Origin of the sequence: Citrobacter amalonaticus, assembly GCF_002918555.1 — a bacterium.
GTDB lineage: Bacteria > Pseudomonadota > Gammaproteobacteria > Enterobacterales > Enterobacteriaceae > Citrobacter_C > Citrobacter_C amalonaticus_A.
Map to the genome: position 1 here is coordinate 145781 of NZ_PQMB01000002.1, position 16228 is coordinate 162008.

Annotated in this window: 12 protein-coding genes and 1 pseudogene; 4 read left to right on the plus strand and 9 right to left on the minus strand. The window is 54.8% G+C overall.

The genetic code is table 11. The features are described from left to right. Position 1: 1 nt before the first annotated feature. The 8 genes from C3432_RS06070 to tssB all read right to left on the minus strand — a co-directional run bounded on the left by C3432_RS06070 (position 2) and on the right by tssB (position 11486). Entirely contained in the window at positions 2-2377 is a 2376-nt protein-coding gene (locus C3432_RS06070) for a type VI secretion system Vgr family protein (protein ID WP_103775771.1), read from the minus strand. After that, the gene (gene tssH, locus C3432_RS06075; RefSeq protein ID WP_103776917.1) at positions 2374-5007 is read right to left on the minus strand and encodes a type VI secretion system ATPase TssH; all 2634 of its coding nucleotides are present in this window, start codon (positions 5005-5007) and stop codon (positions 2374-2376) included. Before tssH ends, C3432_RS06070 begins: the two co-directional genes overlap by 4 nt. Before the next feature lie 186 nt (positions 5008-5193). Next, positions 5194-5685 (minus strand): type VI secretion system effector Hcp, encoded by a 492-nt coding sequence (gene hcp, locus C3432_RS06080; protein ID WP_103775772.1) that lies wholly within the window; start codon positions 5683-5685, stop codon positions 5194-5196. Positions 5686-5689: 4 nt separating this feature from the next. After that, positions 5690-7396, minus strand: coding sequence for an OmpA family protein (locus C3432_RS06085; RefSeq protein ID WP_103775773.1), 1707 nt, complete (start codon positions 7394-7396; stop codon positions 5690-5692). Continuing rightward, positions 7393-8058, minus strand: a complete 666-nt coding sequence (gene tssL, locus C3432_RS06090; RefSeq protein WP_103775774.1) for a type VI secretion system protein TssL, short form — start codon at positions 8056-8058, stop codon at positions 7393-7395. The genes C3432_RS06085 and tssL overlap by 4 nt, the downstream gene beginning before the upstream one ends. Further along, positions 8055-9395 carry a type VI secretion system baseplate subunit TssK gene (tssK, locus tag C3432_RS06095; protein ID WP_103775775.1) on the minus strand — a complete coding sequence of 447 codons (1341 nt, stop codon included), beginning with the start codon at positions 9393-9395 and terminating at the stop codon, positions 8055-8057. The genes tssL and tssK overlap by 4 nt, the downstream gene beginning before the upstream one ends. 12 nt (positions 9396-9407) lie before the next feature. Beyond that, positions 9408-10952: a type VI secretion system contractile sheath large subunit gene (tssC, locus tag C3432_RS06100; protein ID WP_103776918.1), complete on the minus strand. Its 1545-nt coding sequence runs from the start codon at positions 10950-10952 to the stop codon at positions 9408-9410. A gap of 39 nt (positions 10953-10991) precedes the next feature. Continuing rightward, positions 10992-11486, minus strand: a complete 495-nt coding sequence (tssB, locus tag C3432_RS06105) for a type VI secretion system contractile sheath small subunit (RefSeq protein WP_103775776.1) — start codon at positions 11484-11486, stop codon at positions 10992-10994. Between the two features lie 678 nt (positions 11487-12164). Between tssB and C3432_RS06110 the strand changes: the two genes are divergently transcribed. The 3 genes from C3432_RS06110 (at position 12165) to C3432_RS06120 (ending at position 15019) form a co-directional block, all read left to right on the plus strand. Further along, positions 12165-13772: an FAD-NAD(P)-binding protein gene (locus C3432_RS06110; RefSeq protein WP_103775777.1), complete on the plus strand. Its 1608-nt coding sequence runs from the start codon at positions 12165-12167 to the stop codon at positions 13770-13772. 89 nt (positions 13773-13861) lie between these two features. Next, positions 13862-14002: a hypothetical protein gene (locus tag C3432_RS06115; protein ID WP_095281773.1), complete on the plus strand. Its 141-nt coding sequence runs from the start codon at positions 13862-13864 to the stop codon at positions 14000-14002. 207 nt (positions 14003-14209) lie between these two features. Then, positions 14210-15019, plus strand: coding sequence for an MBL fold metallo-hydrolase (locus tag C3432_RS06120; RefSeq protein WP_103775778.1), 810 nt, complete (start codon positions 14210-14212; stop codon positions 15017-15019). On the opposite strand, the gene C3432_RS06125 is transcribed toward C3432_RS06120, so the two are convergent. Further along, positions 15016-15912 (minus strand): LysR family transcriptional regulator, encoded by an 897-nt coding sequence (locus C3432_RS06125; RefSeq protein WP_103775779.1) that lies wholly within the window; start codon positions 15910-15912, stop codon positions 15016-15018. The genes C3432_RS06120 and C3432_RS06125 overlap by 4 nt on opposite strands. 113 nt (positions 15913-16025) lie before the next feature. Here C3432_RS06125 and C3432_RS06130 point away from each other — a divergent pair. Further along, positions 16026-16181 (plus strand): annotated as a pseudogene (locus C3432_RS06130) (amino acid ABC transporter permease); the annotation flags it as partial. Positions 16182-16228 lie beyond the last annotated feature (47 nt).

Sequence of the window (16228 nt, forward strand, 5' to 3'; positions counted from 1 at the left end):
CTTATTCCATTTTCACCAGAGCATCATTATTCAGCGCGCTACTACTGGCTAAAGATTCACAGAGTGTATAACCTGTTACTGGTGCAGCAGCAACTTCAGGCCCTTCCATTAATAAACTCGCTGATTTAATTTCTACAGTGCCCAGTGTCGATATCGTAATTTTATCACTATCGAGAACAATAGAAGAACCATTGCACGTTAACGTAATTTTCTTCCTGGCAGTAATTACAACTTCATCATCATTGCTGCTAATGCTCATTTTCTTTTGAGAGAATAACGCCATTTCATCATGTTGCGCTTCAATCTCAACCTTGCCGGCGGCAGCAACGAGTTTCATTCCCATTTCATGAACAAAAATAGAAAGCGCTCTTTTTGCTGCAATGGTCATCCGCTGCAAAACTGTAATTGAACCATTTTTTCCTGCGGTCAGAACTAAATCACTATCAGTGCTATGTTGCATAAGACCTGGGGTACTTAGTGCAATGCCTTCAGGAGCGGAGCCGACTATTACTGGTTGCCTTAGTACATCGAAACCATTTTTCAATTGTTTCTGATAAGGTTCATGATCAGTGACAGGCACCTTAGATTTCAATGCCTGATTCATTATTGATTGTGCCATCTCAAGAGCATTATTTAACTGGTCAATGGTTTGTTCCATCTCCAGCACCTGCCCCTGGGCTTTCGCCTGGCCATCTGCGCTGATGAAAATACCCTTCTGCGCCCGTATCGCGCCCCAGCTGTCGGTGCGCAGTTCAAAACCCTCGCCCCGCTGCTGTCTTTCGCTGTCCACCAGATGCCCCAGGTTCAGCTGGCTTTTCCCGCCGTACTCCGTCGAGACCTTGATGTGCTCCTGACCCCGGTTGTCATCGAGGCGGATCTTGTTGTTCGACGGGGTGCGCAGCACGTTGCGTTTGTAATTGCGGATGGTCACATGGTCCGGATGCGCCGAGTCATGCAGCACCCCGGCAATGTACGGCCGGTCCGGATTGCCGTCCTCAAAGCCAATCGCCACTTCGGTGCCCGCCAGCAGCGGCAGGTGCAAACCGTAGGTGTCCCCGGCGTAGGGGCGCGACTGGCGCACCCACAGGCTTTCAAAACCGGTCTCCCAGCTGTCGCGGTCAAACAGCATGTTGACACGGTAGCGCCCGTCTTTATCAATGTGCCCGTAGGTGTCGTTTTCCGTGGTGCTGGTCACCCGCGCGGGCAGCGTTCCCGCCATCACCGGACGCCGGCCCGGCTCCGGCCGGAAGCCGTAATCGTTGTTATCGGGAATGGCCTCAAAGGCAATCTCGAAGCTCCTGTCACGCTTCGCGCGGCTTGTCATCCCCGCGATCGCCACACCTCTGGCAAAGGTCTCCGTCACTTCATACCCCCCGGTGACCTTCAGCACCTGACCGGGCGCCAGCGTGGCGCTGCTGGTTAGCCCCGACAGGCGGGTCTGCCCGTTCAGGTAACGTTCGTGGCGAAGACGGGCATAAAACGCCCCGCTCTCCGGCGCGGGGTTACGCTCATACGTGCTGCCCTGAGTGAGATAGTTGTCCGCATAGTGATAGGCGTCGCCGTAGGTGGTTTCATCCCCGCGTGAAGCGTCCACCTGGACATTCATCTCCTGCGTCGCCTGGCGATAGTTATAGTCGCGGGTGCTGACCTGTTTCTGCACCACATTGTGGTGGCTCTCCATCCCCCAGACCGATTCCACCCCGAGATCAACCTGCCCGGACGGCGCCACCGACGGCAGCGTCGGCCCTTTTTCATACCCCTGCTGGCTGTCGTAAAACTCCACCACGTCAATATTCAGGCGCGTGTCGGTGGTGAAGCGAAACCAGATCCCCACCTCCCCCAGCAGGCGGGTGATGAAATGCAGATCGTCCTCCCCGTACTGCATCACCTGTTCCCGGCGCGGGTACTCCTGCGACAACGTGAAGACAAAATCCTGACCGCGCAGGTTGTGCCGCTCGCGGAGGATCTTCTCCACAATCTGCGGCACCGACATGTCCTGGTAAATGGCGTTCTGATGCGACCGATCAAGCAGCGCCAGACGGGGCCTCAGGGTCAGGGCGTAATGCGTTTCATCTTTCGAGCTGCCGAGGCGCTCAAAGCCGCAGACCACCCCCTGAATCACCCGCACCGGCTGCTGGACCTTGATGCCGAAGCCCTGGTCCACCGGTGCCTGCAGGGTCAGCGAGGCGGATTTCATCAGCATCATCTCCCGGCTGATGGCGTGGTCGCCGCTGGTGAACTCAATCCGGTAGCTGAACGGCTGGCTTAGCGCTTCCTCGCCTTCAAAGGCCAGCACGTCGAGTGACGACGCGCAGTCCCTGACCGCCAGCAGATGATGGCTGTGGCTGAAACGCAGGGAAAATGGAATGGTGGTCATGCCTTGTCTTCCTCTTTGAGTCCATCAAACGTCATCGCAACGCCGGTCTCCTCGTCCCAGTCAAGCGTCAGAGTGTACGGCTTTTGCTTTGCCGCCATATATATGAGCAACTGCTGGCTCAGAACCGGCAGGATCTGCTGATTGAGCAGGCTGTCGACGTTACGCGCCCCGGTGTCCGGCAGCAGGCAGGCATCGGTCAGCGCATCGTACAGGCTCCCGGCTATTTCTGTTTTCATACCGTAGTGACGCGCCAGTCGTTTGCTCACCTGATCCAGCTTCATGCCGACAATGGTGCGCATCGCCCTCTGATCCAGTGGTCGATAAATCACCGTCTGGAAGCGTGCCAGCAGCGCTGGCTGAAAGTGGTCACGCAGAATCGGACGCAAACGTTCGTGCAGGTCGCCATCGGTTGACTCCGGCTGCTCATCCAGCTGCTGCATCAGACGATCGCTGCCAAGATTGGAAGTCATCAGGATCACGGTGTTACGGAAGTCAATTTCTCGTCCTTCACCGTCACGCATAAAACCGCGATCAAACACCTGATAAAACAGGTTCATTACGTCGCGGTGGGCTTTTTCCACTTCATCAAGCAGCACCACGCTGTAGGGGCGTTTACGCACCGCCTCGGTGAGGATCCCCCCCTGTCCGTAACCTACGTAGCCCGGGGGGGAACCTTTCAGCTGGGAAACGGTATGCGGCTCCTGATACTCGGAGAGGTTGATAGTGATAAGCGATTTATCGCCGCCAAACAGCTCATCGGCCAGCGCCAGGGCGGTTTCGGTTTTCCCGGTCCCGCTCGGTCCCACCAGCAGGAAGACGCCCTGCGGGCCGTTCTCCGGCGCAAGTCCGGTTTTCGAGGCGCGCAGGCGTTGGGCGATGGCCGTCAGCGCCGTGTCCTGACCAACAACGCGTTTTGCCAGGTTATGCTCCAGGCTCAGCAACTCCGTCTGCTCATCTTTCATCAATGAGGAGAGCGGCACGCCAGTCCAGTCAGCGATTACCGTCGCCACGGTGCGGGCGTCGACGTCCAGTCCCAGCAGCGGATTCGATTGCTGAATGACGCTAAGCCGGGTCTGCAAATCAGCGATTTCAGCCTGACGGGAGATGTCGCGCCGACAGGCGAGCAGCTGCTTTGTCAGCTCCAGCTCCCGGGCATACTGATTTTCCTGCTCGACCAGTTGGCTGTGCAGAGTGCCTTCTTCCAGCTCGATCGCCGCCAGTCGCTCGCCGTGGGTTGGGTTACCCACCGCGATGTCCTCCAGCAACGCCTGTTTCTCCATATCCAACGCGGTGATAGCCGCTTTCAGGTGGGTCAGGACTTCAGGTAATGTATCGAGTCCCATACGCACGCGAGCCGAAGCGGTATCCAGCAGATCCACCGCTTTATCCGGTAACTGGCGTCCGGTAAGGTAGCGACGAGACAATGTCACCGCTGCCCGGACCGCCTCATCGGTGATATGCACTCCATGATGCTCCGCATAGCGGGATTTGAGGCCGCGCAGCATCAGGCAGGCAGTATCGTCATCGGGTTCATCCACTAACACCCGCTGGAAACGGCGCTCCAGCGCCGCATCGCGCTCAAAGTACTGCTTGTATTCGCTCCAGGTGGTGGCCGCGATGGTTCGCAGTTCCCCGCGGGCCAGCGCTGGTTTCAGCAGGTTGGCGGCATCCGCGCCTCCGGCCTGGTTGCCCGCGCCGATAATGGTATGCGCCTCGTCGATAAACAGCAGCACCGGATTTTCCGAGCGCTGTACCGCTTCGATAATGTTCTTCAGGCGCTGTTCAAATTCCCCTTTCACACCCGCGCCCGCCTGTAGCAGACCGAGATCCAGGGTTCGCACGCTCACCGGTTTCAGGCTGTCCGGCACGTTCCCCTCCGCAATGCGCAGCGCCAGACCTTCCACCAGCGCGGTCTTACCCACCCCCGGTTCCCCCACCAGAATCGGGTTGTTTTTACGTCGTCTGGAGAGGATATCCACCATCTGACGGATTTCGTTATCGCGGCCAAACACCGGGTCGATTTTCCCTTCACGAGCGCGGGCGGTCACATCCTGCGTAAAGCGGTTAAGCACGGCCAGCTCCGGGCTTTCTGCATTTACAGTTTCTCCGTTTGGCTCCACCGCCCGCCCGACAAACGCCACCTCAGCGCCGCTCTTTTCCGCGTCGTTTTCATCCGACTGGTGATCGAGCATCGGACGCAGACGCGCCAGCTGTGCCAGTCCGAGACTGGTGAGCGGCCAGAGCCCGTCGCATTTCAGCAGTGACGGTTTTTCTGCTACGGCCATCAGCAGATGTATGCCGCGAATCAGCGGCTTCTCTTCCAGAGACGCGTACAGCCACGCCTGCTTCATCAGACTTTCAATACCTGCAGAGAGCTGCGGGCGGCTGCGCACCGAGCGCGGGAGCTGCTCCAGATGAGCCAGCAAATCCTGCCAGAGGGCTTCCATGTCCCACTCATAACGACGCGCGATCACCGTGATATCCCCTTCGCCCAGCTCCAGCAGCTTCAGCAGCCAGTGCTCCGGCAGGATCTCCGCATGCGCCCGGGTCTGGCATAAAGAGGCTGCGCCTTCCATCGCGCGGGCACAGTAAGGGTTAAGACGACGTAGCAGAATTGCCGGATTTTCCATGTTCGTTAACTCGCTCTCAGGACCTTCAGGGACGCTACCGCCCATCGCCATTCCTTTTCAAAAGGAACCCAGGCGCATCAGGTCAGGTTTCTTCGATTGTGGGGTGCTTTACTCAGTACCCGACAGGCAGATACTCAGAAAAACGGCGGACAGGCATAACTGTCCGCACGGGTCAGGGAATTAAAATCAGGCAGTAGCGCGTTCATTCCAGGAATCGGAATGAATGATGTTGCCGTCTTTGTAGGTCCAGGTGATTTTTTCGTAGCGCAGTTCAATCTGCTCGAGATGGTTATGCTTCTCTTTAGACGGATCTTGGATGTCATGCATCAGCGGGTTAACCTTCACCACCTTCACGTTTTCCAGTTTGGTGTTGAAGTATTCCACTTCCTGACCGGCGTCATTGATTTTGAACCACTTGAATTCTGCGGATTTCAACGTCTGGCCGGTGGTGACCGCCTTGTAGAGATACGGGCTGGAAGAGTCGATCTCTTTAGTGAACTGGAACGGCGTGTGGATACGCGTACCGGTCAGCTTACCGGTGTTATTGTCAGTCGGGATGTACAGGTTATGTTCCTGAGCGACCACCTCGATACTGCCTTCGCGATCTTTCACGTCCACAGACCCTTTAATGTCCGCACCGCCATCGTCTTTCAGCCAAAGATAAACAGGAATTGCCATCGATTTACTCCATTTCATTTTTTGATACGTCATCATCCTGCGATGACGCGCTGGTGTTATCCGGTATCTGACAGGCATTGGCCTGCGGAACCAGACTGATTTCGACACGACGGTTCAGCGTTCTGCCTGCCGGCGTATCGTTTGTTGCGAGCGGGCGGTTTTCACCATAGCCCTGCACTGCAAAACAGCTTTCCGGCACATCGCCGGTATCACGCATCCAGTTGCGTACGGCTTCGGCCCGTTTCAGAGACAGCGTCTGATTGAGTTGCGGATTGCCGGTATTGTCCGTATGTCCGGCCACGACAATCAGCCAGCCCGGTCTGGCTTTGATCCCGACCAGCGAGTTGACCAGCATCTTTGTTGAGCCGGGTTTCAGCTCCGCTTTGCCGGAATCAAACAGCGACATGCTGTCGAGACGAACAATTTTCGCTACGGGCTTTGGCTCCAGCTTTGGCGGCGGTGGCGGCGGCACGTATGAACGCATTGCATTGAGAACCGGCAAGCGCAAGCGCTCGCCCTGATACAACCCGAGGCTCAGACGGAGCGGCTCACCGTTACGCGCCCACAAATCTAACTGGCTGGCATCATCGCGGAGCACCTTCACGGCCTGGGCCTTGGGGGTATAGTCGTCCATTGAGATACGGTCATAATGCGCAATATCGAAGCTCAACCGCTGCAACAGCTGACGGTTGTTCCAGCCGCTACTGCACAACGCGACGACAGCGGCGCAGATGAATATCGTCAGGCCACGGCGCCAGGTGCGCTGACGCGGCGTCAGTCCCTGACCTTCCGGTAACAGCGGCAGCACAAAATCGGGTAACGACGAGATGTCGGAAATCGCGGGATCACGCGGATGCCACCCTGCAACGTCGGGTATCGCAGTCTGGCGCTGTAACCATGTCGTCCAGAGCGATTCCCTGAGAGCGCCTTCCAGTGACGGTCCCATCCCCCACAGCACAGCCACTGGCAGAACGCGCGGTATATCCGGATTTTCATCCATAAAGACGGACTTTACGTTTTGCAGGAACCCGTTCCGCAGGTTGTTCATCAACACCTGCTGCTGCATCACCATTGCTCCGCCGGTGGTCACCCATGAGCAAACAGAGCACGGCGCCAAACTTTCCCGCCAGACGCTGACGGCTTCTCCCGGCAACGCCGCCTGCCAGAGCTGATCCGGCACCATGGCGCTACCCACCAGGCCGTTGAGCACCAGCGGGATGCTGTAGCCGGTATCACGTCGCAATTTGCTGATTTGCCAGCGTAGCGCCAGCAAATAGCGGGTGAGTGTTTCCGTCCCGACATGCTGCTGCGGACAAACGGACACCATCACCGACAGCTGACGTCCCCATTCAGGACGCAGCCACAGCAGTTGACGTGCAACCTGCTCTGCGTCTTCATGCGGATCAACGCGGATCCAACACCCCTGAGTCACCGTCAGTACCGATGTCTCTTCCGGCCACGCCTGCGGCAAATCACCGCATACCAGGACTACCGGCTGGCGGTAACCGGCATCCGGTAAATTATCCAGACGCAGCGTGGTCTGCGGTACTTCACGACGTCTGCCCAGCGCCCGGATAACGGCAATTCCCAGCCACAGAGCCAGCATCAGCAGCACTGATGCGGTGCCTGAAAGTGGCAAAAAACCGATGCAGACGATCCCGGTCAGCAACAGCGACCACAGCGCCAATAGTCGGCGTTGTGCAGGATTCATTTCACAGCCTCTGGCAACAGGGTTAACAACGTATGGTCAAGCCACTGATCTAACCCCCACCAGAGCGCGATCAGCACGACCAGACCAATCCCAATACGTGCGGGCCATGAGTCAAATCCCCCACCCACCATGCGCCCGCTTTTCGCCTGCGCCAGCAGCGGATGCGCTTGCGGAAAACCGAACGGCGGCACGTGCTCGCCCAGCGCCTTCACCAGTTTTTCACGGTCGGGATCGTTTAGCGTCCGGTAACTGCCAAGAAATCCCAGCAGCATGACCCGGTGGAAACAGATCAGCACGGCTTGATCTGGCGCCGCTTCACGTAAAACTTCGCGCATCAGATCGCACAAATTATCCCCGGCCTCCATCGTGCCCAAAAAATGCCCCTGCAACGGCACGTCATACCACTGAACACAGGCGTCATCCTGCACTCCACGGCTTTTCACCGCTTCATCCAGTAGCGCGCATTGCGCGGTAAGAATGTGTCGGCGATGAGGCTCATCCATGCCTGTGTCTTTCAGGGCATGCTGCACACGTTCCACATCAGCGACGCAGCGCTCCCACAGCACGCGCCCCTCGCCGTCATTAAAGACGGGGCCGTGATGCAAACTGATGACCTGTAACCACGTGTCCTGCAACAGCGCATCGATATCGTTATTACTCATGTTCTTAGTACCGCATAAAGTTCCAGTTCAGGCTCACCCAGGGTTCCCGGGGTGTAGAACATACAGTTACCGCTCTCGAGCATTTCTCCCGCCGCCGGATGAGACAGATCGAGGGCGAAATACTGATTTTCCAGACGCAGCGGGATAGCGGCCGGGACATGACGCAGCGGTTTCAGCGGGATCCCCTGACGGGAGGAATTCACCAGACTGGTGACGTAATCCGGGCTACCTACCTTGCACTGGCGCGGGAAAAGTTCCTGAAGCTGCGCGACCGGAATTTTTGAGCGGACAGAAAGGTAAAAATCGACCTCTTCGCGCAGACGCGGATCGTCCAGGCGCGCCAGCCACTGACGCATCCGTTTATCGTGAGTGAGATCGATTGCCACCACGCGCGAAGGCAGACTGGCTTCCAGCAGCTCGTTGAGCAGATCGAACAGCGGCGGGAAAACGGCGTTAAGATTTTCATGCTGCCAGGTCGGGATCGCGCTGATCTGATGTTCCAGCGAGAACGTCAGCAGGCTGCCCGCCAGGCGCGCCAGTTCCGGGTACAGCCGTTCCACTGGACTTTGCGGATAACGCTGAAACTGGCCCAATACCGGTGCGGCACTGTTTAGCGCATTGAGCAGCCAGAACAGTGAGACATCAGCGACGGCGAAATCCGCCATCCGCTCGTTACTCTCGCGGCGCATTCCCATCAGGCGACTCAGACGCGCACGTAGCTGCGTCATCAGCTGTTCCAGCTGCGTCGTCAGCCATCGGCTGCTGCCAACGGTGAGGAGCGGCGGAAGAAAAGTGTCATCCACCACCCAGTTTCCCTGCGGATCCTGTTGCAGGCGGGCAACAGGACAGGTGAGGTAATCACTGTTGTTCTGATGCGCAAAACGCAGCGTCAGCTCCGGTTGCATTACGGCGATCTGGCGGTTATCGTCGCCGAACTGATTACGCACATCGCGCCAGCGCTGACGATAACGTACCGGACGCTCCGCAATTTCATCCGGCTGGAGACAGTTGCCGCCATTGGCACGAAGCAGCGGCAGCGCTAATACCACAATGGTCTCGCGCTGTTCACCGGCAAGCGCCAGGACGGGCGGCAAAGCATCGGCATTATCTGTATCGATGAGGGTGCCATCCTGGAAGCGAACATGCAGACGGCGGGCCTGCAAACGTCCCAGCTTCAGCGCTTCGGTTTCAAACGCCGTCTCAATAACGCCCCAGGGATGGTTGAGCCCCATCCGCGCAATACATTCGGCAGACCAGGCCGCATACGCGACCTGTTGCTGAAAATGCTGGGGCGAAACCATGATCCCTCGGCCCCATAACGGTTGTTCCGTCTTCAATGCGCACCTGCCTTATGCTTTCGCCTTCGGCATCTGGGAAACCAGCGACAGGTTGACGTCCATTCCTTCCACCTGGAAGTGCGGCACGGCGTAAAGCTTCACGCGGAAGAAACCCGGGTTATCCTCGATATCTTCGACGATCACTTTCGCGTCGCGCAGCGGATGGGAAGCCTGTAGCTCATCGCCCGGATCGGTCATTTCCGTTACCAGACCGCGCACCCAGGTATTCAGCTCCAGCTCCAGCAAGCGGCGATCTTTCGTGGTACCGATATTTTCGCGCTGGATCAGTTTCAGGTAATGCGCAATACGCGACAGCAGGAAGATATACGGCAAACGCGCATTGATGCGGCTGTTTGCGGTGGCATCAGCGGTATCGTACAGCGCCGGTTTCTGCGCAGAGTTCGCCGAGAAGAAGCAGGCGTAATCACGGTTCTTGTAATAAGACAGTGGAATAAAGCCGAGGTTGGCGAATTCGAACTCACGGGTTTCCGGGATCATAACCTCTGATGGAATTTTCACCTGATTACCGGTGCCGAGGTCGTACAGATGGATTGGCAGGTCTTTTACTGCGCCACCCGCCTGCGGGCCGCGGATCTGCACGCACCAACCGTTGTTGATGAAACTGCGCACCATATTAGCGGCAAAAGCAAACGAGGCGTTGGTCCACAGATACTTCTCGTGGTCCGGTCCTTTTACCTCTTCCACATAGTTGAAGCTGCGTACCGGAACGGTATCCGGGCCATACGGCAAACGTCCCAGCACGCGAGGCATTGTCAGGCCGATATAGCGCGAATCGTCGGTATCACGGAACGATTTCCACTTAATGTATTCCGCGCGATCAAAATAGTTACCAATATCTTTGATCGCCGCGACCTCTTCCATCGCGTCTTTCAGGAAGAATTTGGGGCCGACAGAACCGATGAATGGCATGTGCGCAGCGGCAGAGACTTTGGAAACGTTGCGCAGCAGCGCCACATCCTGCGGGCTGGCGTCGAACTCATATGATGAGATCACCGCGCCAATTGGCTCACCGCCGGGAGTGTCATATTCACTGGTATAGGTGTGCCAGTAGAGACCGCTCTGGATAAGCTCCGGCGCATCCTCGAAATCCTGGCGCAGCGCATCTTTTGAAAGGTCAAGAATCTCCGTGCGCACATTCTGGCGGTAATCGGTACGATCAACCAGATGTTTCAGACCGCGCCACAGCGACTCTACTTTCTGGAATTCCTTGTGATGCATGACGGCATCAAGCTGGCGGCTGATTTGAGAATCCAGCTTCGCGATATGATGATCAATCAGCGTTTTGTCGAGCTTTTCAACCTGCTGCCCGGACTGACGTATGCAATCCATAAAAACCTGCATCGCAGCGGTCAGACGCTCGCCAGCGGTGGCATCGGCCAGGGCTGCGTCGTCGAGAAACGCGTTGATATCCCCCAGGCGTGACGCCGGAGCCAGATTGATTTTTTCAAACAGGGAAGCATACACGCTCTCGCCTGCGCTCTTTTCCAGCACGTTTGTTTGTCCCTGTGCAGGGCTTGTTTCGGTATTCACAGACATCAGCATTCTCTCGATTAGTCCATTAAAAGACACACCGGCTTATTCTTTCGGCGCAAGTGCATTCATTTCGTCGCGTAATTCCTGCGACAACGTCGGATCTTTAAGAATTTTCTCAAGCTCTTTTCTGAACGTTACGTTATCGAGAAGATTTGACTTGAGGTCGCGTAATAAATTACGCATTGCTAACATGGCGCGCAGTTGTGGAATCTGACGAGCAACCTGTTCAGGCTCAAAATCTTTCATTTCCGTAAACTGCAGCCTGATGTTTTCTTCAGAGCCATCGTCAGCAAGTGTGTTTTGCACGGTGAGGTTAACTTCAGGTGTGAATTCTGATAGTACGCTATTGAAATTATTTTTGTTGATGTCAATCTTCTCTCTTTCAGATAATGGTCTGGTCTCTTTACCATTACTAAAATCACCAACGGTTAATATCTTCAACGGTAACTCAACTTTCTTCTGCGCACCGCCTGTGTGTAAATCAAGACGTATATTAACGCGTGCTTTGGGCACCTCGTTCTGGAATGTATCGGCCATAGATATTCCTTGCCTTTATGGATGGTTTAGTGGTTGAACGACGCTTTATTGATGCAAGGCATCATAGAACAAACCTCTAATACAGATCAACTTAACAGATCTTTGATCTGTTCAATGCATAACCTTAAGAATTTTACGCTAAGAAACAGTGTTTCATAATCTTGAAATGGTTCAGATTACAGGTTTAAAAAATCAACTTTACGTCATAAGGTAGTGATTTATATCGCCGGGCAGCGAAATACTGAATGATTAATCATCAAAATCTATAAAATTGATCTGAATCAATACCTGAATAATGATTTCATATTTATAAAATCTAATCCTTATCATTTCGAATAATAAGAAAACATACAATACCTTCCATTATCAGGTATTGATTGGTTCTATAAAAAAACCTTTTCTTGAAATATTTTCACTTTAATTACAGAAATATCTTAATTTTTAGGTAAATTCTTAATTTCAGCCCTTCCCTTTTCCTGACTTATTAAGTGTTACTACAAAAACCTTTAGCAACAGGTACAATACTTAACGGTTTAAGGTCAGAGCCAGTATTATCCCATTTGTTTCTTTAATGCCCCAAATTTGACTATTTCTCGTTGTTCTCTTTTCCACCTACACTATTTGGGAGGCATTTAGCCGTTGACCTGATGAGAACAAGAACCGAGGGGATGAAAGCGAATGAAAAAAATTGCAATCGTAGGTACGGGTCCAACGGGAATCTACACCTTTTTTTCTCTTCTAAAACAGGGTGAGCCGCTGAACATATCCCTTTATGAGCAGAGTACAAAGGCAGGGGTGGGGATGCCCTACAGCAACGAAGAAAACTCGAAAGTGATGCTGGCAAACATCGCAAGTATCGAAATCCCGCCCCTGTGTTCCACCTACATCGACTGGTTAAAACAGCAAAGCGAGGCGCATCTTGCCCGATACGGCGTGGCCCTTGCATCACTGCATGTCCGCCAGTTTCTGCCGCGTATTCTTCTTGGCGAATTTTTCCGCGATCAGTTTATGAGCCTGGTTAAGCAGGCAAAGCAGCAGGGTTTTGCGGTGACCGTTCATGAATCCTGCCAGGTTACCGATCTTAAAGCGGAAGGCGATGGCGTCAGGCTGTGGAGTGAGGGCAACGAAATGGAGAGCGTCGATTACGTGGTCGTGGCGACCGGACACGTTTGGCCGGATGAGAAGGAATCGACAAAAAACTATTTCCCCAGCCCCTGGTCAGGGTTGATGGAAGCGAATATTGAGGCGTGCAACGTTGGGATCCTGGGAACCTCCTTAAGCGGCCTTGATGCTGCGATGGCGGTTGCCATTCAGCATGGCCGATTCATCGAGGAAGACGACGGATCGTTACGGTTCACTCTTAATAAGGGCAGCGAAGGTCTTAAGATCGCGTTGATGTCCCGTACCGGCGTTCTGCCAGAGGCGGATTTCTATTGTCCCCTCCCTTATGAACCTCTGAGCATTGCGACTGAACAGGCCATCCATGCTGAAATCAACGCCGGTTCAGACGGTCTTCTCGATCGGGTTTTCGCGCTACTGGTCGAAGAAGTCAGGCAAGCCGATCCGGCATGGTACCAGGAGATGGCGCTGGATAAGCTAAACGTTGACACTTTTGCTGAGGCCTGGTTTGCCGAAAGGAAAAAACGCGATCCCTTTCACTGGGCTGAAGAGAATCTTAAAGAGGTTGAGCGCAACAAACGTGACAAACGAACCGTTGCATGGCGTTATGCCATTCTTCGTATGCATGAGGTTATCGAGGACATTGTTCCTGCGCTAAATGACGATGACAGGGAGAGATTCAGAGCGGGTCTGGCAAGGGTATTTATCGACAACTATGCGGCGATTCCTTCACAGTCGATCCGTCGATTGCTGGCGTTGCGCGAAGCGGGAATTATCGACATTCTTACGCTGGGGCAGGATTATCAGCGCGTCGTCAGAGAGAATAAGACCATCATCACCACTCAAACCAGCAGCCACGAATTTGATGTTTTTATCGATGCACGAGGGCAAAAACCGCTCAGGATAAAGGATCTGCCGTTTCCGGCCTTACGTGAACAGCTGCTATCCTGCGGCGAATCGCTTCCCGACGTTGGCGAGGACTACACCCTCCAACAGCCAGACATTGTTCGTGGTCGCATTGCTTTTGGCGCGCTCCCCTGGCTGATGCACGACCGCCCCTTTGTTCAGGGGCTTACCGTCTGTGCAGAGATCGCTGAAGCCATGGCAAAGGCTATCGCACGTCCCGCATCCCGCACGCGCAGAAAATTGCCGTTTTATCGTGAGTAAAAGGCCAGGCGACGCCGTTTCCCCCTGCCACAACCTGCGTTTATGCAATATACTTAACCGATGTCAAAAATGAATGAATACAGGTAACCATGGAAATTGATCTTGATAATCTGGTCTTTAACGGACTGGAAGAAGCGCAGGAACGTAACGCCGAACGTCTGGAAGATGCAGACAAGAAAGCGCAGGCGGTTGTTGCCGACGATGACTGCGGTGACGCCTGCAAAATCTGAAACAGTAAAACCGGCGCAAAGCCGGTTTTTTTATCACGTCTCCGGAGTCTGCGGTGACGGGAAATCAGACCGTTATGCTTCAGGTTGCTGGCGCGTTGGCTTTGTTACCCGACCTTCGGGACCCGCGCAAGCGCGGTTCAAAACGACCACGCCGTTTTGTCCCGCACCTCGAATTATTTAGAGTATACCCGGGTAGAGGGATTTACCATGACGCTTAAAATCCACGTTTTGCTTGAAAATCATCTGAGCAAAAAACCATCCTGTTCACTCCCGCTACAGGCAAAACCAGGATTAAGCCTGCTCATCGAAGATGAACACGCTAAGTTACTGTTCGATACGGGGCCTGACGGAACCTTCGCGCAAAATGCGCGGCGCATGGGGGCCGATCTCAGCGACATTACTGCCGTGCTGTTATCCCACGGACATTACGATCATTGCGGTGGAGTGCCGTGGCTGGCGGAGGGAACGCCTGTTGTCTGCCATCCGGACATCAGCCAGCGTCGCTTTGCCTCTCTCACGTTTGCAGGATTCACCCGCAAATTTAAAAAGCTGTCAGTCGAGGTTGATTATTCACGCCTGAAACTGTCACCAACCCGAACGCCTGTACCGATTGGCCAACGTTTTCTCTGGTCGGGTGAGATAGTCACTGCGCAGCCGAAGATCTACGGCACGCTTGATAATGCCCGTCAATCGGCAGATTACATCGTTGACGAAGGGGTGCTGATCTACAAATCTTCTCGCGGCCTGGTGATCGTCACCGGCTGCGGTCATAAAGGGATTATTAACATCGTTCGCCACTGCCAGACTATCACGGGCATTGATCGCGTTTATGCCATCGTTGGCGGACTGCATTTACGCAGCGCATCACCCTTTACGCTGTGGAAAACCCGGCGTTACCTGCGGGAGTTAAATCCGGCACACATCTTTGCCTGCCACTGCACGGGCTGGTGGGGGAAAAGATGGTTACCGCAGCTGCGTCAGGCGGCAACCGGCGATACGCTCCTGCTTGAAGACTAATCAGGGGTATAGCGCAGCGCCTCAATCAGGCAGGCAAAGGCCGCCGTGTGCTGCTTACGGCTGGGATAATAGAGATAATATCCCGGAAACGGCTCGCACCAGGCTTCCAGCACCGTGACCAGTTGACCTTCCTCCACGGCCTTCGCTACCGTATCTTCCGGTACTAAAGCCAGCCCCATTGCGGCGGTAGCCGCCGCAATACGCGATGTCAGGTTGTTAAAGATGAGCTGTCCATCCACCCGCACCCGTAACGCCTGCCCGTCGCGACAAAATTCCCAGGCATACAACCCGCCTAAAGTCGGCATTCGCATGTTAATGCAGTTATGGTTTTGCAGTTCATGCGGCGTTTGTGGCTTACCATAGCGGGCAAAATAGTCAGGAGCTCCCACCACCACCATTCGCCAGTCCGGACCAATCCGGACCGCCACCATATCTTTCGCGACCTGCTCGCCCAACCTGACGCCCGCATCGTAGCGACCTTCAACAATATCGGTCAGACTATTGTCGATGGCCATCTCCACCTTCACATCCGGGTATTCCTGCAAGAAAGGCTGTAGTGCGGGCCAGACGGTCGAGTGCAGGGCGTGTTCCCCCAGCGTCAGACGAATATTCCCGGCAACACGTTGTCGCATCTCCGTCAGCGCCAGCAGTTCAGACTCAATCTCTTCCAGGCGTGGACTGATGCTGTTGATCAGCATCTCACCGGCTTCTGTCGGCGCAACGCTGCGGGTGGTTCGAGTCAACAAGCGGACATCAAGACGCTCTTCCAGCCCTTTGATAGCATGGCTCAGCGCCGACTGCGATACGCCGAGCTTTGCCGCCGCCCGCGTAAAACTACGTTCGCGCGCCACCACAATGAGATACCAGAGGTCGTTAAAATTTTCGCGCAGCATACCGTTCCCCAACTCGCCATCGTTGTTACGTATGGTACAGCTTCACAACGACATGCCAACACTCTTTCTGCGCTGAGGCAGATTTCATTCCAGTACGCTTCGCGGGTCTGGCGGTGTTCAACGTACCGGAACTGACCACCGTCGCGGGACAGGTCAATAACCGGGTGCAGATTTATCCGGTGGCCCTCTTTATCTTTACCGGGCTGGTCTATTATCTGTTGTGCTACGGACTGGAGAGGTTCACCCGGCGGCGCTTCGCTATCCAATAGCTGACTCAGCACTCGACAAACTGATGCGCAATGAGACCATGCCCTGA